The sequence below is a fragment of the Oligoflexia bacterium genome, assembly GCA_034439615.1.
Taxonomy (GTDB): domain Bacteria; phylum Bdellovibrionota; class Bdellovibrionia; order JABDDW01; family JABDDW01; genus JAWXAT01.
In genome coordinates, this window is sequence record JAWXAT010000036.1 from 1 (window position 1) to 18,582 (window position 18,582).

The 18,582-nt window shown below is 40.5% G+C and carries 14 protein-coding genes; 6 read left to right on the forward strand and 8 right to left on the reverse strand.

The genetic code is table 11. The features are described from left to right. The 5 genes from SGI74_08940 to SGI74_08960 form a co-directional block, all read left to right on the forward strand. Positions 1–216: hypothetical protein (locus tag SGI74_08940; protein MDZ4677619.1), on the forward strand; the 216-nt coding region annotated here is incomplete at its 5' end. A gap of 67 nt (positions 217–283) precedes the next feature. Then, complete coding sequence (locus SGI74_08945; GenBank protein MDZ4677620.1) at positions 284–1,426, forward strand: ATP-binding protein; 1,143 nt, start codon at positions 284–286, stop codon at positions 1,424–1,426. 257 nt (positions 1,427–1,683) lie between these two features. Next, a complete protein-coding gene (locus SGI74_08950) occupies positions 1,684–5,253 on the forward strand; it encodes an Ig-like domain-containing protein (protein ID MDZ4677621.1) in 3,570 nt (1,189 codons plus the stop codon). Positions 5,254–5,521: 268 nt separating this feature from the next. After that, a complete protein-coding gene (locus SGI74_08955) occupies positions 5,522–5,839 on the forward strand; it encodes a hypothetical protein (GenBank protein MDZ4677622.1) in 318 nt (105 codons plus the stop codon). Beyond that, positions 5,829–9,011, forward strand: a complete 3,183-nt coding sequence (locus tag SGI74_08960) for a hypothetical protein (GenBank protein MDZ4677623.1) — start codon at positions 5,829–5,831, stop codon at positions 9,009–9,011. The genes SGI74_08955 and SGI74_08960 overlap by 11 nt, the downstream gene beginning before the upstream one ends. Positions 9,012–9,372: 361 nt before the next feature. Here the strand turns inward: SGI74_08960 and SGI74_08965 are convergent, their stop codons facing one another. The 5 genes from SGI74_08965 to SGI74_08985 all read right to left on the reverse strand — a co-directional run bounded on the left by SGI74_08965 (position 9,373) and on the right by SGI74_08985 (position 13,932). Beyond that, positions 9,373–10,518: a DUF4143 domain-containing protein gene (locus tag SGI74_08965; protein MDZ4677624.1), complete on the reverse strand. Its 1,146-nt coding sequence runs from the start codon at positions 10,516–10,518 to the stop codon at positions 9,373–9,375. Between the two features lie 130 nt (positions 10,519–10,648). Then, positions 10,649–11,836, reverse strand: coding sequence for an ATP-binding protein (locus tag SGI74_08970; GenBank protein ID MDZ4677625.1), 1,188 nt, complete (start codon positions 11,834–11,836; stop codon positions 10,649–10,651). 173 nt (positions 11,837–12,009) lie between these two features. Then, complete coding sequence (locus tag SGI74_08975; GenBank protein ID MDZ4677626.1) at positions 12,010–13,206, reverse strand: ATP-binding protein; 1,197 nt, start codon at positions 13,204–13,206, stop codon at positions 12,010–12,012. A gap of 136 nt (positions 13,207–13,342) precedes the next feature. Next, positions 13,343–13,642 (reverse strand): helix-turn-helix transcriptional regulator, encoded by a 300-nt coding sequence (locus SGI74_08980; GenBank protein ID MDZ4677627.1) that lies wholly within the window; start codon positions 13,640–13,642, stop codon positions 13,343–13,345. 2 nt (positions 13,643–13,644) lie between these two features. Then, entirely contained in the window at positions 13,645–13,932 is a 288-nt protein-coding gene (locus SGI74_08985; protein ID MDZ4677628.1) for a type II toxin-antitoxin system mRNA interferase toxin, RelE/StbE family, read from the reverse strand. A 601-nt stretch (positions 13,933–14,533) separates the two neighbouring features. Here SGI74_08985 and SGI74_08990 point away from each other — a divergent pair. Next, positions 14,534–15,592: a kelch repeat-containing protein gene (locus SGI74_08990; GenBank protein ID MDZ4677629.1), complete on the forward strand. Its 1,059-nt coding sequence runs from the start codon at positions 14,534–14,536 to the stop codon at positions 15,590–15,592. Between the two features lie 93 nt (positions 15,593–15,685). Here the strand turns inward: SGI74_08990 and SGI74_08995 are convergent, their stop codons facing one another. From SGI74_08995 to SGI74_09005, 3 genes are all read right to left on the reverse strand, one after another. Next, the gene (locus SGI74_08995) at positions 15,686–16,972 is read right to left on the reverse strand and encodes a flagellar hook protein FlgE (protein MDZ4677630.1); all 1,287 of its coding nucleotides are present in this window, start codon (positions 16,970–16,972) and stop codon (positions 15,686–15,688) included. An 84-nt stretch (positions 16,973–17,056) separates the two neighbouring features. Next, positions 17,057–17,506, reverse strand: a complete 450-nt coding sequence (locus tag SGI74_09000) for a TIGR02530 family flagellar biosynthesis protein (GenBank protein ID MDZ4677631.1) — start codon at positions 17,504–17,506, stop codon at positions 17,057–17,059. Beyond that, positions 17,493–18,545 (reverse strand): flagellar hook assembly protein FlgD, encoded by a 1,053-nt coding sequence (locus tag SGI74_09005; protein ID MDZ4677632.1) that lies wholly within the window; start codon positions 18,543–18,545, stop codon positions 17,493–17,495. The genes SGI74_09000 and SGI74_09005 overlap by 14 nt, the downstream gene beginning before the upstream one ends. Positions 18,546–18,582: the final 37 nt, after the last annotated feature.

Below are 18,582 nucleotides of genomic sequence, written 5' to 3' on the forward strand. Positions count from 1 at the left end.
ACACAAGGTGGTACAGGTGGAGCAAGTGGTTCAAGCAACACAGGCGGTGGCGGTGGTGGTGGAATAACCAGTTTAAAATATTGCATAAATAATTCTAATATCCCGGAACTCTCGGCAAATCTTTCTGTTAGTGGAGGAGGAAGCGGCGGGAATAGTGGAGCTCCTGGAATTAAAACTAAAAGTGAGGGAATGTCAGACATTTGTAGCATCCCTTAAATCTTGTATGAGCGCCACATTGATTTATTGGACTTGACTCCATTTTACTCATGAGTAAAATGGAACTATGTCTACTTTACTCATAAGCAGCCGATACATTAAACCTCAGGTTTTAGACGACTTACAAAGAAAAATGGTCTTTGTCGGAGGGCCTAGACAAGTAGGCAAAACGACTTTTGCTCAATCTCTTATTCGTGGTTACAAACCAAACCACGTGGCCTATTTGAACTGGGATGATCGTGAACAGCGCGATAAAATTCTCAATAAAATATGGCCTGCAAATCAAAAACTAATTATCTTTGATGAAATACACAAATATGCTCGTTGGCGTAATTTACTTAAAGGTTACTTTGATACGCAAAAAGAAAATCACTCATTCTTGGTAACGGGTTCAGCTCGCCTTGATCATTACCGCAGAGGTGGTGATTCACTTCTTGGAAGATACCATTACTACCGAATGCACCCGTTTTCGCTTCCTGAATTAAATTATGAATCTGGCGCATTAAAAACCTTACTGCAATTCGGTGGATTTCCAGAACCGTTATTGCGACAAGAAGACCGCACTTTAAGACGATGGCATATTGAGCGACTCACGCGACTCATCGAAGAAGATCTGCGCGATCTCGAACATGTTCGTGAGTTATCATTAATTGAACGTCTCGCTGAGGCCCTACCACTGCGCGTTGGTTCACCTCTTTCAATAAAAAATTTGGCTGAAGATCTAGAAGTTGATTTTAAAACAGCCGATCGATGGATCACCATCTTAGAAAATCTATACTTCGCATTTCGTATTTCACCCTATGGGGCGCCTAAAATTCGGGCCGTCAAAAAAGAACAAAAACTTTATCTCTGGGATTGGAGCCAGATACCCTCACCGGGCGCACGCTTGGAAAATCTTGTAGCCAGTCATCTTTTAAAATACTGTCATTACATTGAAGATACTGAAAGTTACCGAATGGAACTTCGATTTTTAAGAGATACAGATCGTCGTGAAATTGATTTCGTTGTAATCAAAGATAAAAAACCGATTTTTGCTGTAGAATGTAAGACAGGTGAGAAATCGATTTCTCCACATATCGCATATTTTGCAGCACGCACAAATATTCCAGCATTCTATCAGGTACATCTTGGCAAAAAAGATTTTGGCCATCCAAAATCTGGTCGCGTACTGCCGTTTGAAGTATTTTGCAAAGAGCTCAAATTGGTTTAATTGCGCTGTTTAAAAATAATCAAATAAACATAGCGGTAATAATGCAACGTAATTTTACCACTATGTTATGTGACACCACCTTTCAGCTACTTACAGACATTTAAGTATTCCTAGACTTTAGCCGAGAAGAACTATGGCAGGAGTGTATTCTCTGCCATGGGGGACGTAGATCGTGATTGGTAAGTTCACGCTCAAAAAATTGAGTGTACTTATATTAAACCTGGGGTTGGTGATGACCAATACGGGCTTGCTTACCTGTGACTCCAGAAATTAAATCACTTCTTGATCTCATATCAAAAAATAAATTTGAAATCGTTGGCGTGAAAGCCATAGCCGGAAATGATGTTGTTTATGATGAATGGCTTGGAACCATTACCGACTTTGAACTTCTTTGGAAGGAATCAAAAAAAGCCGCTAAGTACGAAGTCACAATTAAAAATGGAGTAAACTCAGCCATTGTTTGTAATACAATAACAATCTCAGGTGCAATAAAGACGACCATTAATGGCGGCTTATGTACGCCAGCCTTAGTCGTCAATGCTTCCTACACAGCAAATGTAACCGCTATTGATAGCGATGGCAAAAAGATTGAAGCAAAACCATTTCAGTTTACTACTGACATGAGCCCACCCAATACACCCAGCTTCAATTTTCCTTCTGGCGCAACAAACATCACCAATACTGCTTACACATTTGATTGGAACGGTGGCGACGTTGGTGCTTCAGGCATGGATAAATATATGGTTGAAATTCTCACAGGTACAACTTGCGGATCAGGAACTATAGTTTCAACCGCTTATTTTATAAATCAAAATTTCACATTAAATAGTTGGGCAAATGGTGTTAAGCATTTTGCTCGTGTCACAGCTTACGATAAAGCTGGTAATTCAAGTGGACCCGTTTGTTCAAATGACGTCACAAGTGACACTACTCCGAGCGCAACAATGAGTCTTATAAGTGCTACGACCAATCCAGTTACAGCAGGTGCTACTTCTGTAATCACGGTTATGACAAAAAATGCTGGAGGCGTACCCATCACTACAGGTGGCGCTACAGTTACATTTTCTAAAACCAATGGAACAAGTTTAAGTTCAGGCACTTTTTCTGCAGTAACTGATAATAGTGACGGTACATATACAACTATATTTACTGGTACAACTTCTGGTTCAGCGACCACAATTCAAGCTGTGCTTAACGCAACGACAATGTCGAACAACGTAGGAATGACTGTAAATCCCGGCGCCTCCGTAGCTGCAGCTATCGTCTTACCAGGCCAAACCTTTACGAATGGGACTGGTGTAAGTGGATCGCCTCCAGTGTTTAATACCACATCAGGATACACAGCCACAGTCTACGCTGTGGATGCTTTCAATAACATTAACATCGGAGACAATATATCGCCTGTAGATTTCGATACGATTACTGACATCTTAGATACAGAAGTTAGTGCTTCCATTTTTGTAAGTGGAGCTAAAACATTTACTATTGACCCTGTGGAAACAGGAACTAACGAAGTATTTAGAGTATACGCTTTTTCAAATACGTACGATACAGCACCATATACTGTTGTACCTGGAATACCTACCCAGCTAGTGGTTGTAATGCCTGGACAAACATTTAATAATGGCGGACAAATATCTTTAACAAATGCCATCACTGAAACACCCTCACCACAAACAGCTGGCATCGCATATAATATTAATGTTTACGCACTTGATGCTGATTTTAATCTTGTAACAACAGCTACACCGCTTGTGGCAATAACTAGCGACGATGGTGCGGCTGTATTGCCTACTTCTCAGAATTTAGTCAATGGTACAAATACTTTCTCGGTAGAAAACCGAACTGCTGGCCCAAGTATTTGGAAACTCTCTGCCACATCTGATGGTTACTTAAGTCCACTTACCCCGATGTACACTGTAATTCCAGGTGCGATAAATAATTTTATTGTTTCAGGAATCAGTAGCTCCACAACTGCAGGCGTTGCAAATACAATGACAGTCACAGCAAAAGATGCTTTCAGCAATGTGAAAACGAATTATACGGGGACAGTTGTATTCACCTCAGGTGATCCTCAAAGTGTTTTACCTGCAACCTATACATTCGTTGGTGGTGATAATGGTAGTCACACTTTCACAAGTGGCGTCACTCTAAAAACCGCAGGCGTTTGGTCAGTTACAGCTACTGTTGACAGCGCCTCTGGATCTCATACAAGCATTAACGTTAGTGCTGCTGCCGCTACTACATTAGTCTATACAACATTTCCATCAATTCCACAGGCTGATCAATGTATGGAATTTCAAGTCAACGCCAAAGACGATTATGGAAACGCACAAAATGCGACATCAACATTAGCGGTCTCTGGTTATCCAGGCACGGCCACAGTTTACACTAATAATATTTGTACTACGACTGGCTCACTCAATATGTCGGGAATTTCTAACAAGTTTTTTTATATGCGTGATACCGCCATGGGATCTTATAATCTCATCGTCGGTGGTACGAGCGTACCTCTAAGCAGTGTTAGCCAAAATTTAAATATGACCAACAAACTCACGTGGGGTGAAGGGTGGGATGGAATTGGCACTGTTTCATCAAACATAAACGTAATGACAGACACTGCCACAATTTCAGGTCGTACTTTTTCAGCTATACGAAAATTAAATGGCGTTGCCGGCTCAGATAAAGTTTTAACGTTAGGCGGCGCCAGCATTACAGGAACCGACTTTACTGCTGGTGATGAAATTATGTGGATCGTCATGGGCCAAGGCGATGGTTCAGCTTGCAACGGAGGCTCCATTGGCTCGGGTGATTATGGCTTTGCTCGTGTTACATCTACATCTACAAGCACCCTCACTCTTGATCGCCCATTACCCACGGGCATTATTGGAGCCAATTTAATTGCGGCTGCAACACCAGGTACAAATTTTTGTCGTATACAAATTGTGCGTGTCGCAAATTTAATTGATTTAAATATCTACGCTAGCCTTGCCATAACATCCGATCTCTACACCCACACAACTGGCACCGGAGGAATTGTTGCCTTCAGAGTTAAAAATACATTTGCTGTTATCTCAGGTGCATCTTCAATTAATGTAACTGGCATTGGTTATCAAAATGGAAATGCTGGTTCGACCATAGGAACAAGCTTTCAAGGCACAAGTCATACTGGCGATGGACAACAAATTCCTGTAACTTCAAATACAACTGGCGGAGCTGCAGGATTCATCAGCGGCCCCACAAGCACTGGTGGTGGTGGGGCGGGCAATGCTGGTAAGGGTGGTTTCGGTGGTGGTGCAGGTACAGGTTTTAACTCAACTTACGCTCCCGGATGTACTGGAACCGTATGCGATATAAATAAAATTGTAGCAGGCGCTGGTGGTGGCGGAGCTGATAATGATAGTGCTCCCGGAGGAAGAGGTGGAGGTATCATCATGATCTTTGCAAAAAATATTTCTGGTGGAACACTTAATCTCATAGCAAATGGAAACCCAGGTTCAAGCATTACCTCCTCGGATGGAAAAGGAGCGGGCGGTGGTGCCGCAGGAATGATTAGATCACTTACTTGTGAACTCAAATCTGGCTCAACTCTCACACCATCCGCAATTGGCGGTAATGGTGGAGTTGGAGGAGGATCAGGTTCAGCATCAAAAGGTGGTGGAGCTGGTGGTGGTGGCGCCATTTTCAATCAAGTATTTACTCTCAATGGAACAGTAACTTCACCGATTGTGGCTGGTGGTAGCGGTGGTACTTCCTCTGGCGTCAACGGCGTCAGCGGAGAAGCAGGATTCATCTCAAACACATCCGGCGTCAGCTGCCCCCCATAAAAATGCACGGCCTTACTTTTTGTAATTTAATAATAACCTCGCTCCAGCAATACAAAGTAATAAAAGGTAGCGCCGTTTCTTTTATTAATAATTCAAAACTTTTATCACAATCATCTGAATATTACCAAACGCCAACCCCCCGTTTTATAACAACAATACCAGCAGTTCAAAACCGCGGCAAAACCGCGGCTGGACTTTAGTTTTTCCACAATAAGGCCGAAGAATATTCAGGAATAACCGTTGTACGTTTGGGGGACTAAAAATAGCCATGCTTTCAAGAGCCCGTTACAAATCATTTGTAAATACTCGTGTGCTCTTGGCATTTGTTGTCAGCTTTTCGTTTTTACTTACAGCTTGCGTTCCCGCTGTTCCAACGATTACAAAACTTAACAATAAGAAAAAAGAAGGCCCGGATAAATCAAAAAAAATGAGCCTTGCCAGTGCTGCGGGCGTTACGACATCAGGTACAATAAAAATAAAATTTAATATTGGCTATGCACCAGGTGATTTTGCTGGAGCACCAGTAGCAACTTCAGGTTCTACGAAGATCCGCGTATCTTCAGCAGGTGTGCTCAATGGCCAATAAAATAATCTTTGTACTCATTTTCATATTAAATTTTATACTTTTGTTTAACGCGCAAAAAGTTAATGCTGCGGGCACAACGGCTCCACCATTTTTACCATTTCAAGCACAACTCACAGATGCTGCTGATGCTCCGATAACGGGAGCTGTTTCAATACAAGTTCAAATTATTGATAACGCGATATCAAATTGTATTTATTTTGATCAAACACTTGGCGCGGTTGCAGATAGTAAAGGTCTTGTGTTTTTATCCTTAGGAAAATCTGGCGGAACTGTTGCCGCTCCCTTTTCTAATATTTCACAAATTTTTGAAAATGTGCTTTTTGTTACATGTTTAGCCGGAAGTACAACAGGAGCTTACACACCTGTTGCTAGTGAAAGTCGCATGATTCGTTTTAATGTTGGGGGCGCAGGTTTTTCAGCGGCCATGGATATAGGTTCTGTCATGTTCTCACATTATGCGAATCTTGCTCTGAATTCAGAAAATGCATACAAAATTAATGGTGTCACTGTTAATGCTCCCGCACCATCAGGAGGACAAGTTTTAACTTTTAGTGCTGGCCAATGGATAGCTGCCGCAGGTGGAGGTGGTGGAATTACTGCACTTGGTGGTGGCGGTGATGTCACAGCCACCGGTCCTGGAAGTGTCGCTGCAACAGTTGTCACAGTTGGTAGTGTTTCTGCTGCTAACGTTGCCAGTGGAGCAAACCTTGCTAATGCGGCAACAGATGCTAGTACTAATGGTACAATTGTAAAACGGCATGGTACAACAGGAAATTTTTCTACGAGCGGTACGATTACAGCTGCTACATTCTCTGGAAATTTATCAGGTACCGCAACAACAGCTACTTCAGTGACCACCAACGCCGACTTAACTGGCCCTATCACAAGCACTGGTAATGCGACTTCAATTGCTTCTCAAACAGGAACTGGTTCTACATTTGTGATGAATACCAGTCCTACATTAGTAACACCGATCATTGGAGCAGCTACAGGTACATCTTTATCAGTGAGTGGATCTCTCACCTCGACAGTAGCAACTGGAACAGCACCATTAGTCGTGTCATCCACAACTCAAGTTGCAAACTTGAATGCAGCAACTGCTGGTACGGCTGGTAACGTTACTGGAGTTGTTGCGGTTGCAAACGGTGGTACAGGTTCAAGCACACAAAACTTCGTAGACTTAACTACTACTCAAACAATTGGGGGAAATAAAACCTTTAACGGCGCAACAACAATCTCTGGTACAAACACTTTTGCAACAGGTAGTGGCGCTGTTTCACTTAATGGTAATACAACCATCGCTGCTGGTAAAAATTTAACTGTTGGTAACATTGAGTATCTAGGTATCACCACAGGTTCAGCCCCTGCTGTTTCAATAGCTAGCACAGGCCGCATTTACTACAATTCCACAGATCAAAAATTTAAAGTTTCACAAAACAATGGAGCTTATGTCGATTTAGTTGGTGGTGGCGGTGGCATCACCTCTTTAGGTGGCTTAACAAGTGCTACACAAACTTTAAGTGTTGGCACAAGTGGAATTGTTCTAAACTGGTCTACCGCTGGCTCTGATCATGCGCTTAATATTCCACTGGCATCTGCTGCTACTGTAACGGCAGGATTAATTTCAAAAGCTGAATTTGATGGATTCAATGCAAAAATAGATAAAGCGTCTACATTTACAACCGGTTCAATTCCCTTTGCTTCTGGTGGCAATCAATTAAATCAGAACAACGCAAATTTATTTTGGGATAATACAAATAATCGTCTTGGCATTGGAACTAGCTCACCAACTGCAAGATTACATTTACCAGCAGGTACTATCAATGCTAATACGGCGCCATTAAAATTTGTTTCTGGTCCTATTATGACTGCCACACAAATGGGTGCGGTAGAATTTGATGGCACTGATTTTTTCTTAACCATTAATAATGGTACACGCAGTCGCGTCGTCACGGGTGCCGCTGGTGCTGGTAGTTTTTTAATGACTGACGGTGCTAACAACATGACAAACGCAATTAATGCATTTGATGGTAACACTGGACAACCTGGTTTTACATTTTCAGGTGACACCGACACTGGCATCTCTCACCCCGCCGGAAATTCAAACACATTATCGTTCTCTACAAATGGTGTCGAAAGATTAAAAATCAATGGCGATGGTAATATCGGCATTGGTTTGATAAATCCAAATTCACCATTTGAAGTTCAATCAACAAATGCAAATACTGGAAATACTATTGAATCTGGAGTTTACACCAATTTGATTGTTTCTCCAACTGCAGACACCGCTGCTAACGCCTCAAGAACATCATTAACAGCAGAGACATCTGTGGGTAATGGAAATAGTGTTCAATATCTGAAAGGAATATTCACTTCAGCACAGCAATCCCAAAATGGTACCTTCACTGAGATTCAGGGAATCAATGCATCAGCTATGCATACGGGCTTAGGAAACGGTTCAAATATAATAGGTGCAAATATTTATGCAAATTCATCTGCAGGTGCGGTGACTAACATTATTGGTACAAATAATTCAGTAAACTCATCTGGAGGATCAGTAACTACTCTTGTAGGTCAACAAAGCATATTGCAAGTGAGTGGCGCTGGAACGGTCACCAATTTGATTGGTAATTATATTAAAGAAAATATCAGTAGTGGCACTGTTACAAATCGTTACTCACTTTATATTGATATGCCTACAGGCAATTCAGTGATTGCAGACGACTTTGCACTATATCAAATGGGCGGTAGTCGAAAAAACTATTTTGCCGGTAATGTCGGCATCGGAACCACACCATCAGGAGGAGATAAACTGCAAGTGTTAGGTAATGTTGTTTCCACAGGCCAAATTCGTAGTGGTTATTTAAATGCTGGGACGTTTGCTGCAACTTCGATGGCACTCGATATGAATCAAGGAAATACTCATGAATTAGTGCGAACTAGTAATACTGGGAATGTGACGATCACACTTAATAATACAGCTCCCGGTGGTACATATACTGTATTAGTTCAAAATACTTCAGGCAACGCATTTCAAAGTGACTTCGCAATAGGTGGAACTACTATTTTCTATTCACCAATTAATTCAAATATACCAAATGGAGTTAAGAGATTATTTCGCATTACGCCTATGGGTGGATCAAAAGCCTATATCACCTCATCCGATTTCTAATATTTACTAGACTCAAGCTTCCAACAAATACTGACAAAAATCCTGTAAAGGCACAATCTATAGTTGTCTCTGACTTTTATCGCCTCTGCCACTACAAGGTTTTCAAATAAATGACCTGCCTGCGGAACACTTAATATACCATTGAAAACCAGGGCGCACGATTTGAAAATATAGTTGCCTGTCACCTTCTCAAATTATGCCATCACTGGAGTGATACCGGGATGGCGCAGTTAGAACTCAAATATCTTAGAAACAAAGAAAAAAATGAGATTGATTTTATAATTATTTAAAATAAAAAACCTTGGTTTACGGTTGAAGCAAAATTAAATGCAATTCAACTAGATAAAAAATATCAACAAAATTACTTCCCAACTTCGCTTAACTGCGATAGCCCAACAAACGTGACCTTATGCTCACCAATTTTTTTTACATAGGGCTTACTCACATCTTCTGCGACAACATAATTTTTAGTGCCCGGGTGATATGATCGAAAATGATAAAGACACTTTGGGTTAAAATTTTCAGCTTTCCATTTGCATTCGATAGCAATGGGTTCTTTACCTCGAGTTTTAATAACAAAGTCTATTTCATTTTTTGCTTTATCACGCCAATGATGAATATCTCGTATATCGTGAGTGTAAAGCAGCTCGTTCAAGGCTAGATGTTCCCACAAATAACCCAAATCTCGGCTATGGAGCTCGGTCCAACCATGAAAATAAGAAATAAAACCAGTATCGAAAAAAAATATTTTTGAGGCTGAAGTAATTTCTCTATTTTTATTTTTTGAATAAGGCCTTAATCGAAGAGCCACATTAGTGAGTTCTAAAACATTAACGAAAGAATTAATCGTATTATGTGAAACACCACAGGGGGCGGCAAAAGATTGCGCTTCAAATAGACCTCCACTTTGAAGTGCCAAAAGTTCAAAGAATTTAAGAAAGCTGTCAGATTTGCGAATCGAAAATTGACTCTGTACATCTTTTGCCCAAAATGAATCAACCCAGTCTTTAAAATCAGATTCTTGATATTCAGGTTTTAAAGAAAATCCAGGAAGCCCACCCTTTAAGAGTCGATCATTGGTTTTTATATGATCAAAAATATCAAGATCTTTACTATTCATCGGTGTTAGCCATACTTCTCGCTTGCGGTCAGTGAGTGTGTCTTTAAATTTCTTATGGGCCCCCAAAGTTGATGAACCCGTTGCGATAACACGCAACTTAGGAAAATAATCTGCCGCTATCTTTAAAACCTCTGAAGGATTATCTAGGCGATGAATTTCATCAAGAGCTATAGTCTTTGACATGAGGTTTGAGAAAAAACTTTCTGGATCTTCAAGCGAGCGACGGACCCGGGGAAGTTCGCAGTCAAATAATTCGACTCCGGGAATAGACTTACAGAGCGTTGTTTTACCCGAACGACGAACACCACGAAGCCAAACTATCGATTTTTCTTTCCATGCGTTTTCAATTTTTTGAAGCCAATGCTTACGCTTTTCTATAAATACCATATGTAAGTATACTGACATATAGTACTACTATACGTCAATATACTTACGTTTAGTTAGTGACGATATAGACTAAATACCAATCGACCCTATGATTATAAATTAAATTCATCACAATTATTTCTTTTAATTTTTATTTAAGGAGCAGCGATCCTAGACTGTGAATGGGCGAAGCCATTGTCTCTTTATCAAGATTGATTTGCTCACCACCCGCGATGACAACTATTTTTTTATGTGGTAATTTAAATACTTTTTTCGCTTCAGCATCTAATTTAAATGGCATCGCACCATGTATGGCTAATTTTGCTTCAAGAAATGTATAATCGCTTCCATTTTGCAAAATAAAATCAATTTCGTTTTTTTCTTTTGTTCGCCATGTGAAAAGACGCCAATCTTTAAGAAAATTATCTTTTGTTTTAATAATTTCAGAAAACACGAGGGTTTCAAATAACCCACCCGCCTGTGATGAATTCCATAAAAGCGACTCATCGTTATGACCTTGAAGTCTTGCACAAAGACCTACGTCATAAAAAAATAGTTTTTTCATCTTTGTAATTCTTTTAGATAAGTTAGAATGAAATGGCTCAACTAATTCAATAATGTGATTTCTCTGCAAAATGTCTATCCACGATTGAATAGTTTTCTGATCAACTCCAGCTGCCCCTGCAACTTCGCTGACATTTAAAAATTGTGCTGTCCGAGCTGCTAACAGGCCTAATACTGTTTGAAACTCACCGAGTTTTTCAATTCCGGCACTTGCTGCAATATCTTTTTCAATAAAGCTTAATATATAATCGTTTAAATATCTTTGAGGCGACATTTCTTGGTTAATATAAAGTTCAGGAAACCCACCCCTCCATAATAAGGTTTTAATCGGCAATTCAGGAAAATGAGCAAGAATTTCTCGAACAGAAAATCCATGCATAGAATAAAGATGGCAACGCCCCGCCAATGATTCTTTTACATTCTGATCGAGTAAAAGACGATTTGAACCCGTCAGATAATAAAGGGTAGATGATTTTTTACCTGTCTTAAGTCTTGTTCTGCGCAACCTATCAATTCTTAATTTTATCTCAGAAAATATATTAGGAGCATACTGAACCTCATCAATAAGGCATGGAAGTTTGTGATCATCTAATACGAAGGCCGGATCTTTTTGGGCTCTTTGACGAAGTGAAAGATCATCTAAAAAAAGTGTTGAGGCGGGCTTAAGCTCCATTAGCAAAGTAGTCTTACCAACCTGTCTTGGGCCCCAAAGCAAGACCGCCTCTAGGCTCGTTGATGCCTGCAATTTACCTAAAAGGTCTCTCTTTACAATCATTTGTCTATTTTGGATTGTTATTCCATAATTGTCAAATCAAAAGATCATTCAAGTCAATACATGTTCAATGGCCATGGCCCCAGTCTTGCTGACCAAATTATCGCCATATGAAAATATGGTCATGACGGTTTTTTCTCTGCGACCCCCTAGCCATTTTACCGACCAATGTTAACTCAAGCTTCCAACAAATACTGACAAAAATCTTGTAAAGGCACAATCTCAATTCCATCTGCTTCTAAACCTCTTTTACCAACTGCGGTTACAAAAGCCCGACGTATCTTCTTATTTGCAGAAGCTAGGGCCGCTGGTATTTGAAGTTCACCACTGCGTGTTGACCCCAGCTTAATTTGCAGAAGTGTCATGACCGTATCAGATTCAACAATAAGATCGATTTCTTCTTTTTCTTTTGTTCGCCAAAAATGCATGTTCCAGTTTTTACCATAGTGGTCTCTGGTTTTTATCGCCTCTGCCACTACAAGGTTTTCAAATAAATGACCTGCCTGCGGAACACTTAATATAGATTCTTTTTCTTGATGAGACTGCAGTCGAACGCAAAGCCCTGTATCAATAAAATACGCCTTAGGCATTTTAATAAGACGTTTATTCAAGTTAGAGTGATAGGGTTTTAATATGTACAAAATGCCATTTTGTTCTAAAAGTGAAACCCAATCTTTTACTGATTTTCCTGCGACTCCCGCATCATTGCCTATTGATTCAAAATTAAGAAGCTCCCCAATGCGCGCAGCTAGAAGTCGTAATGTTGTTGAAAATGCAGATAGCTTTTCAACCCCCGCAGTTTGTGCAATATCTTTTTCAATAAATGTTGAAATGTAATCATTCAAAAATGAAACAGCATTGAGCTCAGGTCGAATCCATAATTCAGGAAACCCACCATTGAATAAAATTTGTTTGAGACTTGTCGCTGAATCGAATCCCAAAATCTCATGAACCGAAAGGCCGTGAACATGAAATATACTAATTCGACCTGCAAGAGTTTCTTTTAATGCACTATCAATTTCAGTTTGGTTTGAACCTGTCATTCGAAACGCTGCAGGCATCGTCGCACGATTGGTATCAATACGTTCACGCCGCCATTCATCAATATTTTTTTTAATTGAATAAAGAAGCTCAGGTGCCCTTTGAATTTCATCAATCAATGTGGGAAGTTCAAGTTGTGACAATACAAACTCAGGATCCTGCATTGCTTTATGACGCTCATTTGGGTCGTCGAGAAAGATCTTTGATCGTATAGTGGGCTGCATCTTTAAAAGTATTGATGTCTTGCCGATCTGGCGTGGCCCACGGAGTAACAGAGCTTCAAGGCATTGATTTTGGCTCCAATTTTCTAAAAAATCTCTTTTAATCCACATATTTGACTATATTAACCTATTGGGTTAATTTAGTCAATAGATTTGCATATGAGCTCTGTAACATCTGATATACGTTGGATTTAAAAGTACATGCGCCGCTATTTGAAAAATTAGCTAAATAATCTAACAGTAATTCCTATGAAGCGTCATCAAGGTGTCTGAGCTTCTTACGAATAGATTCCAACTTTTGCTGTAAATCTTCACGTTTAAATCCATTGGGAAACAAAATAAACTCAGGCTTTACGCCCAGGGCTTCAGCAATCAAAATAGCTCTATCTTCTCCAAGACGAGAGCGCCCGCTTTCAATATTAGAAAGATTAGCTACGGCAATCCCTGTAATGTTAGAAAGAATTTTTTGTGACCATTCTTTTTTATGTCGCAACTCTTTTACAACTTGTCCAGGAGTGAGCATAATTCTTGATTTTCTTTTATCCATTTTTATCTCCTATAATCGTGAGGTGTTACGCGCACGACATTAACCACTTCTAACGAACCTCCTTGACTAACCTTATAGATAACGCGCCACTTGAGATTGAGCCGAGATGACCTATAGCCCTCCCACTCTTGCTTCAATTTTTCATCGTGATAGCCTCTGAAGTTCCTTAAAATTGCAACTCCATGTTCTTCCACTAAACGTGCCCAGATCTCGTATGATTTCACTATCTCTTTGGGAGCCTTGGCTAATTCTTTTTCTGCACCATGAGTTTCAATAATCCGCGTATTCAATTAAGCCCTTTCTCATAGTTATACTTTAGTATAACTTATATTACAGTATAATGACAAGGAGAAATTTTTTACCTGTTATTAAATCGGTTTATAATACACACTATATTCTTTCTAAGCACCTGTAACTACTTAAGATTCTGATCCGTTTGCCGGACACAATTCAAATGCCGAGTTAATACTGTCTTCTCCAAAAATAAACATTTTCATTATTATTACGATAGCTGAGCCAAGCCTTTAGTTGCTGAAGCACTAATCATTCTAAGGCTGAGCCCAAAACGTCTGAAGCATTATCCAACGGACCTTGAGCCGACAAAACATATCAAGTTTTTCAGAAACAACTCCAAATACCACATTTCCAAATTGTCATTGAACCAAAAATTAATCGTACATTCACAACTGAAACAGGCGTTGCTCACGTCACTAGTTTTGACGGTTTTTTCTCTACTACACCCTAGCTCAACTGACGTAGTTGATGCCTTAGCCGCCGCCATTAACATATAATACCACTCGGTCAAATTTCAACCTAGACTAAAGATCCGTCTTAATTATTCCGAAAATATTATACATGAGAAAGCAATCACACTTACTTTCAATATTGCTCTTGAGTTTATTTTCAGTAGGCTGCACCGATGGTGCACTCACAACCACAAATACAAGCAGCAGTCTTTCATCAAAAGTGCTCGTCTTCGCTGGCCTCACCACCACTGCACAAAATGTGACAAGCACTACAGCACTTTATTCAACTGACTCAGGTGCATGGACTAACACCTCTGCAATTCCCGGAGTACTCCCCGCCTACCCTGCAATAACTATTTTGGGCAATGGCAAACTACTCGCAGCTGGTGGAGCATCAACCGGGGCACTCTCTGACACAAATTGGTTTGCATCAGTTTATAATCCCTCAACAAATACTTGGACTGCCACAGCTAATATGAACAAAGGGCGCAATCAATTCGGAATGACCAAACTCACCAATGGAAATGCCATAGCCGTGGGCGGCTGCTCTGGTGGCTGCATCTCTCCCAATGCGCAAGTACAAACCTTCGCAACTGTTTGCCAATCAGCTGAAATTTACGATCAGACTCTGGGTACCTGGACAAACACTACAGCCATGGTCGCATGTAGAGCAACCACTCCCGCTGTGGTTCAATTACAAAATGGAAATGTTTTAGTTTGCGGGGGAAATAATGGTGCATCAAACCTGGGTACTATACAAACATATGATAGCGGTACCGGAACGTGGACAAATCAGCCATCACCCACAGTAAAACGTAAAGGTCCTTCTGTTGTTTTACCAGACGGACGCGTAGTCCTTGTCGGTGGAATGACTTACGCTGCTGGACCAAATTGGGGACTTTCATCTGCTATTGATATTTTTAATCCAACAACAAACACATGGAGTTCTGGCGGAAATTTACAATTCGCGCGCGGGTATCATCAAGTTTCACTCTTAAATGACGGAAAAATTCTTATTACAGGTGGCTTAAATGGTATAGCCGCTAACGGAACTATCACCTCTACTACTGCTACTGTGGAAGTTTATGATCCTACAACAGGCAAAAGCTCCTTACCTAAACTCAATGGTACCCGATCGTTTTTTCGCCTGGCAAATCACCCTATAATAAAAAAAACGCCCTCAAATTTCTTCAAGGGCGCTTAAAATGCACGAAAATGCACGGCCTTACTTTCTGTAATTTAAGGGCTGTACTCTAATATAACCCATCAATTACAGAAAGTAAGGCCGTGCAATTAATTATCTCTTCAGCTGAATTACTTCTGCCAAGAGCTCATCGGTTGTTGTGATGGTCTTTGCGTTTGCTTGGAAACCTCTTTGATTTTGAATGAGGTTTACAAACTCCATCGCCAAGTCAACTGTTGAACGCTCAAGGCTCTTTGCAAAAATCTTTCCGCGTCCGGCCATATTGGCAGGCCCGATTGAAGGAGTTCCACCCTCGCGAGATTCTTTAAATCGGTTGTTACCGACTTTATACAATTTCTCAGGAGCATCGAACTTCGCCAATGTAAGCTGCGATAGATCTTTAACTTCTCCGTTACTATAAAGAGCACTAAGAACACCCGCATCACTGAAAGACATATTAGTGATAGTTCCTGCAGAAGAACCATCTTGCTTCCATGATAATAAATCACTCTCTTTACCGTACTGAACTGAACCGCTAAGACCCTTACCTTTGTTAGTAATGATCGCATCACCGAAGTAAATCTCAACTTGTTGATTAGCAAGTGCACCCATTGAGAAATTATAATTCTTTTTGGTTTCAACTTGGGTTTCAAGTTTACCATCAACAGTAAAAGTGACTTTACCTGCGGCAACTTCTGAAAACTTTCCTTCTTGACCACCGGTAATTTCTTTACCGTCAACAAGGCCATGCCATTCCCACTGACGATCTGCAACTTTATTAAAGTATGTCGTCATTAAATGTTTATTACCTTGTGAATCAAAAATCTCAATACCAGTTGAATACTGTGAAGTATCATTTGGTTTTTCAATATTAAATGGCAAACCAACTTGAGCGCGGCTATCTAAGTTCATTGTTACTTCTACTTTCTTAGTAGCACGAGCTGGAGTAATCGCTTTTGGAAGCTTAATATCGCCAACTAAACTTGTGAGTTTATTTGAGTCATCAGCTTGATAACCTTGAATGCGTTGATTATCATTTGTCACGAGATAACCGTCTTTATCAAAACGAAATGAACCATCTCGAGTAAAGCTCTGACCATCAGTACCACGTGCTACGAAGTAACCATCACCAGAAACTGCTAGATCTGTAGCGTTCTCTGTTGAATCAACGTTACCTTGTAACAATACTGGATTCACGGCACCGAGTTTTACCCCGCGACCGATTTGGTTACCACCCAAAATACCTTTTAGGTTTTTTGAAATGATATCTTGAAATTCAGCGCGGCTGGCTTTGAAACCAGTTGTGTTTGCGTTTGCGATGTTATCGCCGATTACGCTGAGCGCTTCACCTTGTGCTGTTAAACCTGACACACCCGTATAGAGTGATGATAAAATACCCATGTGACCTCCTGTCAACATTGCGGTGTTGGCTGTCCGTCCAACTCCCGCGTAGAAGGGCCCCCTCGACGAGGACCAGCCCTAAGTTTATAAAATTACAGTGCTATCAATATTTGTAAAAACATTCTCCCTCATGGCTTCGCGATCCATCGCAGTCACCACAGTTTTATTCTTCACACTCACAATGAGTGCGTTATCACCCATTAGAACTAATGTTTCACGTGATCCTTTTTGCGCTGCTCGATCTACGGCATCATTAAGACGCGCAAGATCTTCAGGCTTTAAAGAAATTCCACGAGTCGACATTCTCTCTAATGCGTGTTGGCTAAATTTTACTTCTAATTTCTTATCAGGGGCTATTGCACTTACTTTCGGCTTTTCTGCAATTTTTGTATTGAGCAGATCACCAAAACTTGGCGCATTCGCATTTCCTGATTTAATCTCTTCTTTACCAGGTTTATTAGAAATACCAGTTGAACCAGTTGTTCCACCGATATTTGCTAAACCTGATGTTAGAGGAGATTTACTTTCTACCAAAAGCACCTCCTGAACTTATTCCGTTACCGCCTTGACTAGCAGCATTTATCTCGTTGGCACTCGCCACTTCTAAAGGTAACACAGCTCCATCAAGTTTTGCTTGAGGTTTATTCTCTGGCATCACTGTTGGTGGAGCTTTTGTTTGCTGTTGCTTATAAGCATTCACTTTACCTTGTGGTGCTAACGTTTGTTGCTGTTGCATTAACGTTTCTAACTGGTTTTGCATTTCTTTAACATTACCATCTTCGATATTCTCAACATCTTGCAAACGCACTTTTTGATCGCCAACCATAAGTAGGGGGCCCTCAGAACTATAATTAATTCCTGTGATTGTACCCTTGGTTTCGGTTAGCACACCTACTTTTCGACCAGAACTATTCTCAGCTTCTACACTGAAAAAATAACGTCCAGGTTTTAACTCACGCTCTTGTTTATCTGTACCGTTCCAAGTAATTTTATTACCACCCTTTTTAAGCCCACCCGTTTCGATAAGCTTAATAGTATTACCCGTTTCATCAGAGATTGCGATTTTAAGTTTTGTTGCATCTGCTGCTAAATTAAAGCGCAGATCATTTTTAGAATCACCACCTTGATGAAAAATCTGACGTGAGTCGGCTTTAATAGTTTTGCCAAGTAGGTTTAAGGCCTCATATTTCTGCACAGGGTCTTGGGCTTTACTTAATCCTTCCAAATTCTTGTTCACATTAAAGAGCTGTTCAAGACTGGTGAATTGAGCAAGTTGAGCTGCCATCTCATGACTCTGCATAGGGTTCATGGGGTCTTGATACTTCATTTGCGTAAGCATGAGTTTCAAAAAATCATCTTTATCAAGATTATTGCTCGCGCGACGCGCAGGTTTATTAGGATCTTTTCCTCCAGGATTAGCAATCTGGTTGAGAATATCGCCAACGGCTTTTTTCTCTTCACCAGCTGCTTCTGTATCTTTAGCCGCAGGGGTGTAATTCACCTTTTCGTCTTTAAAGTCGACATGCTGTGCGCCTTTAGAAAACGTCTGCGTACCAATTTTATTTGAAATCATCCTCTTCTACCTTTCACGTCGATTGCTTAAGGGGGAA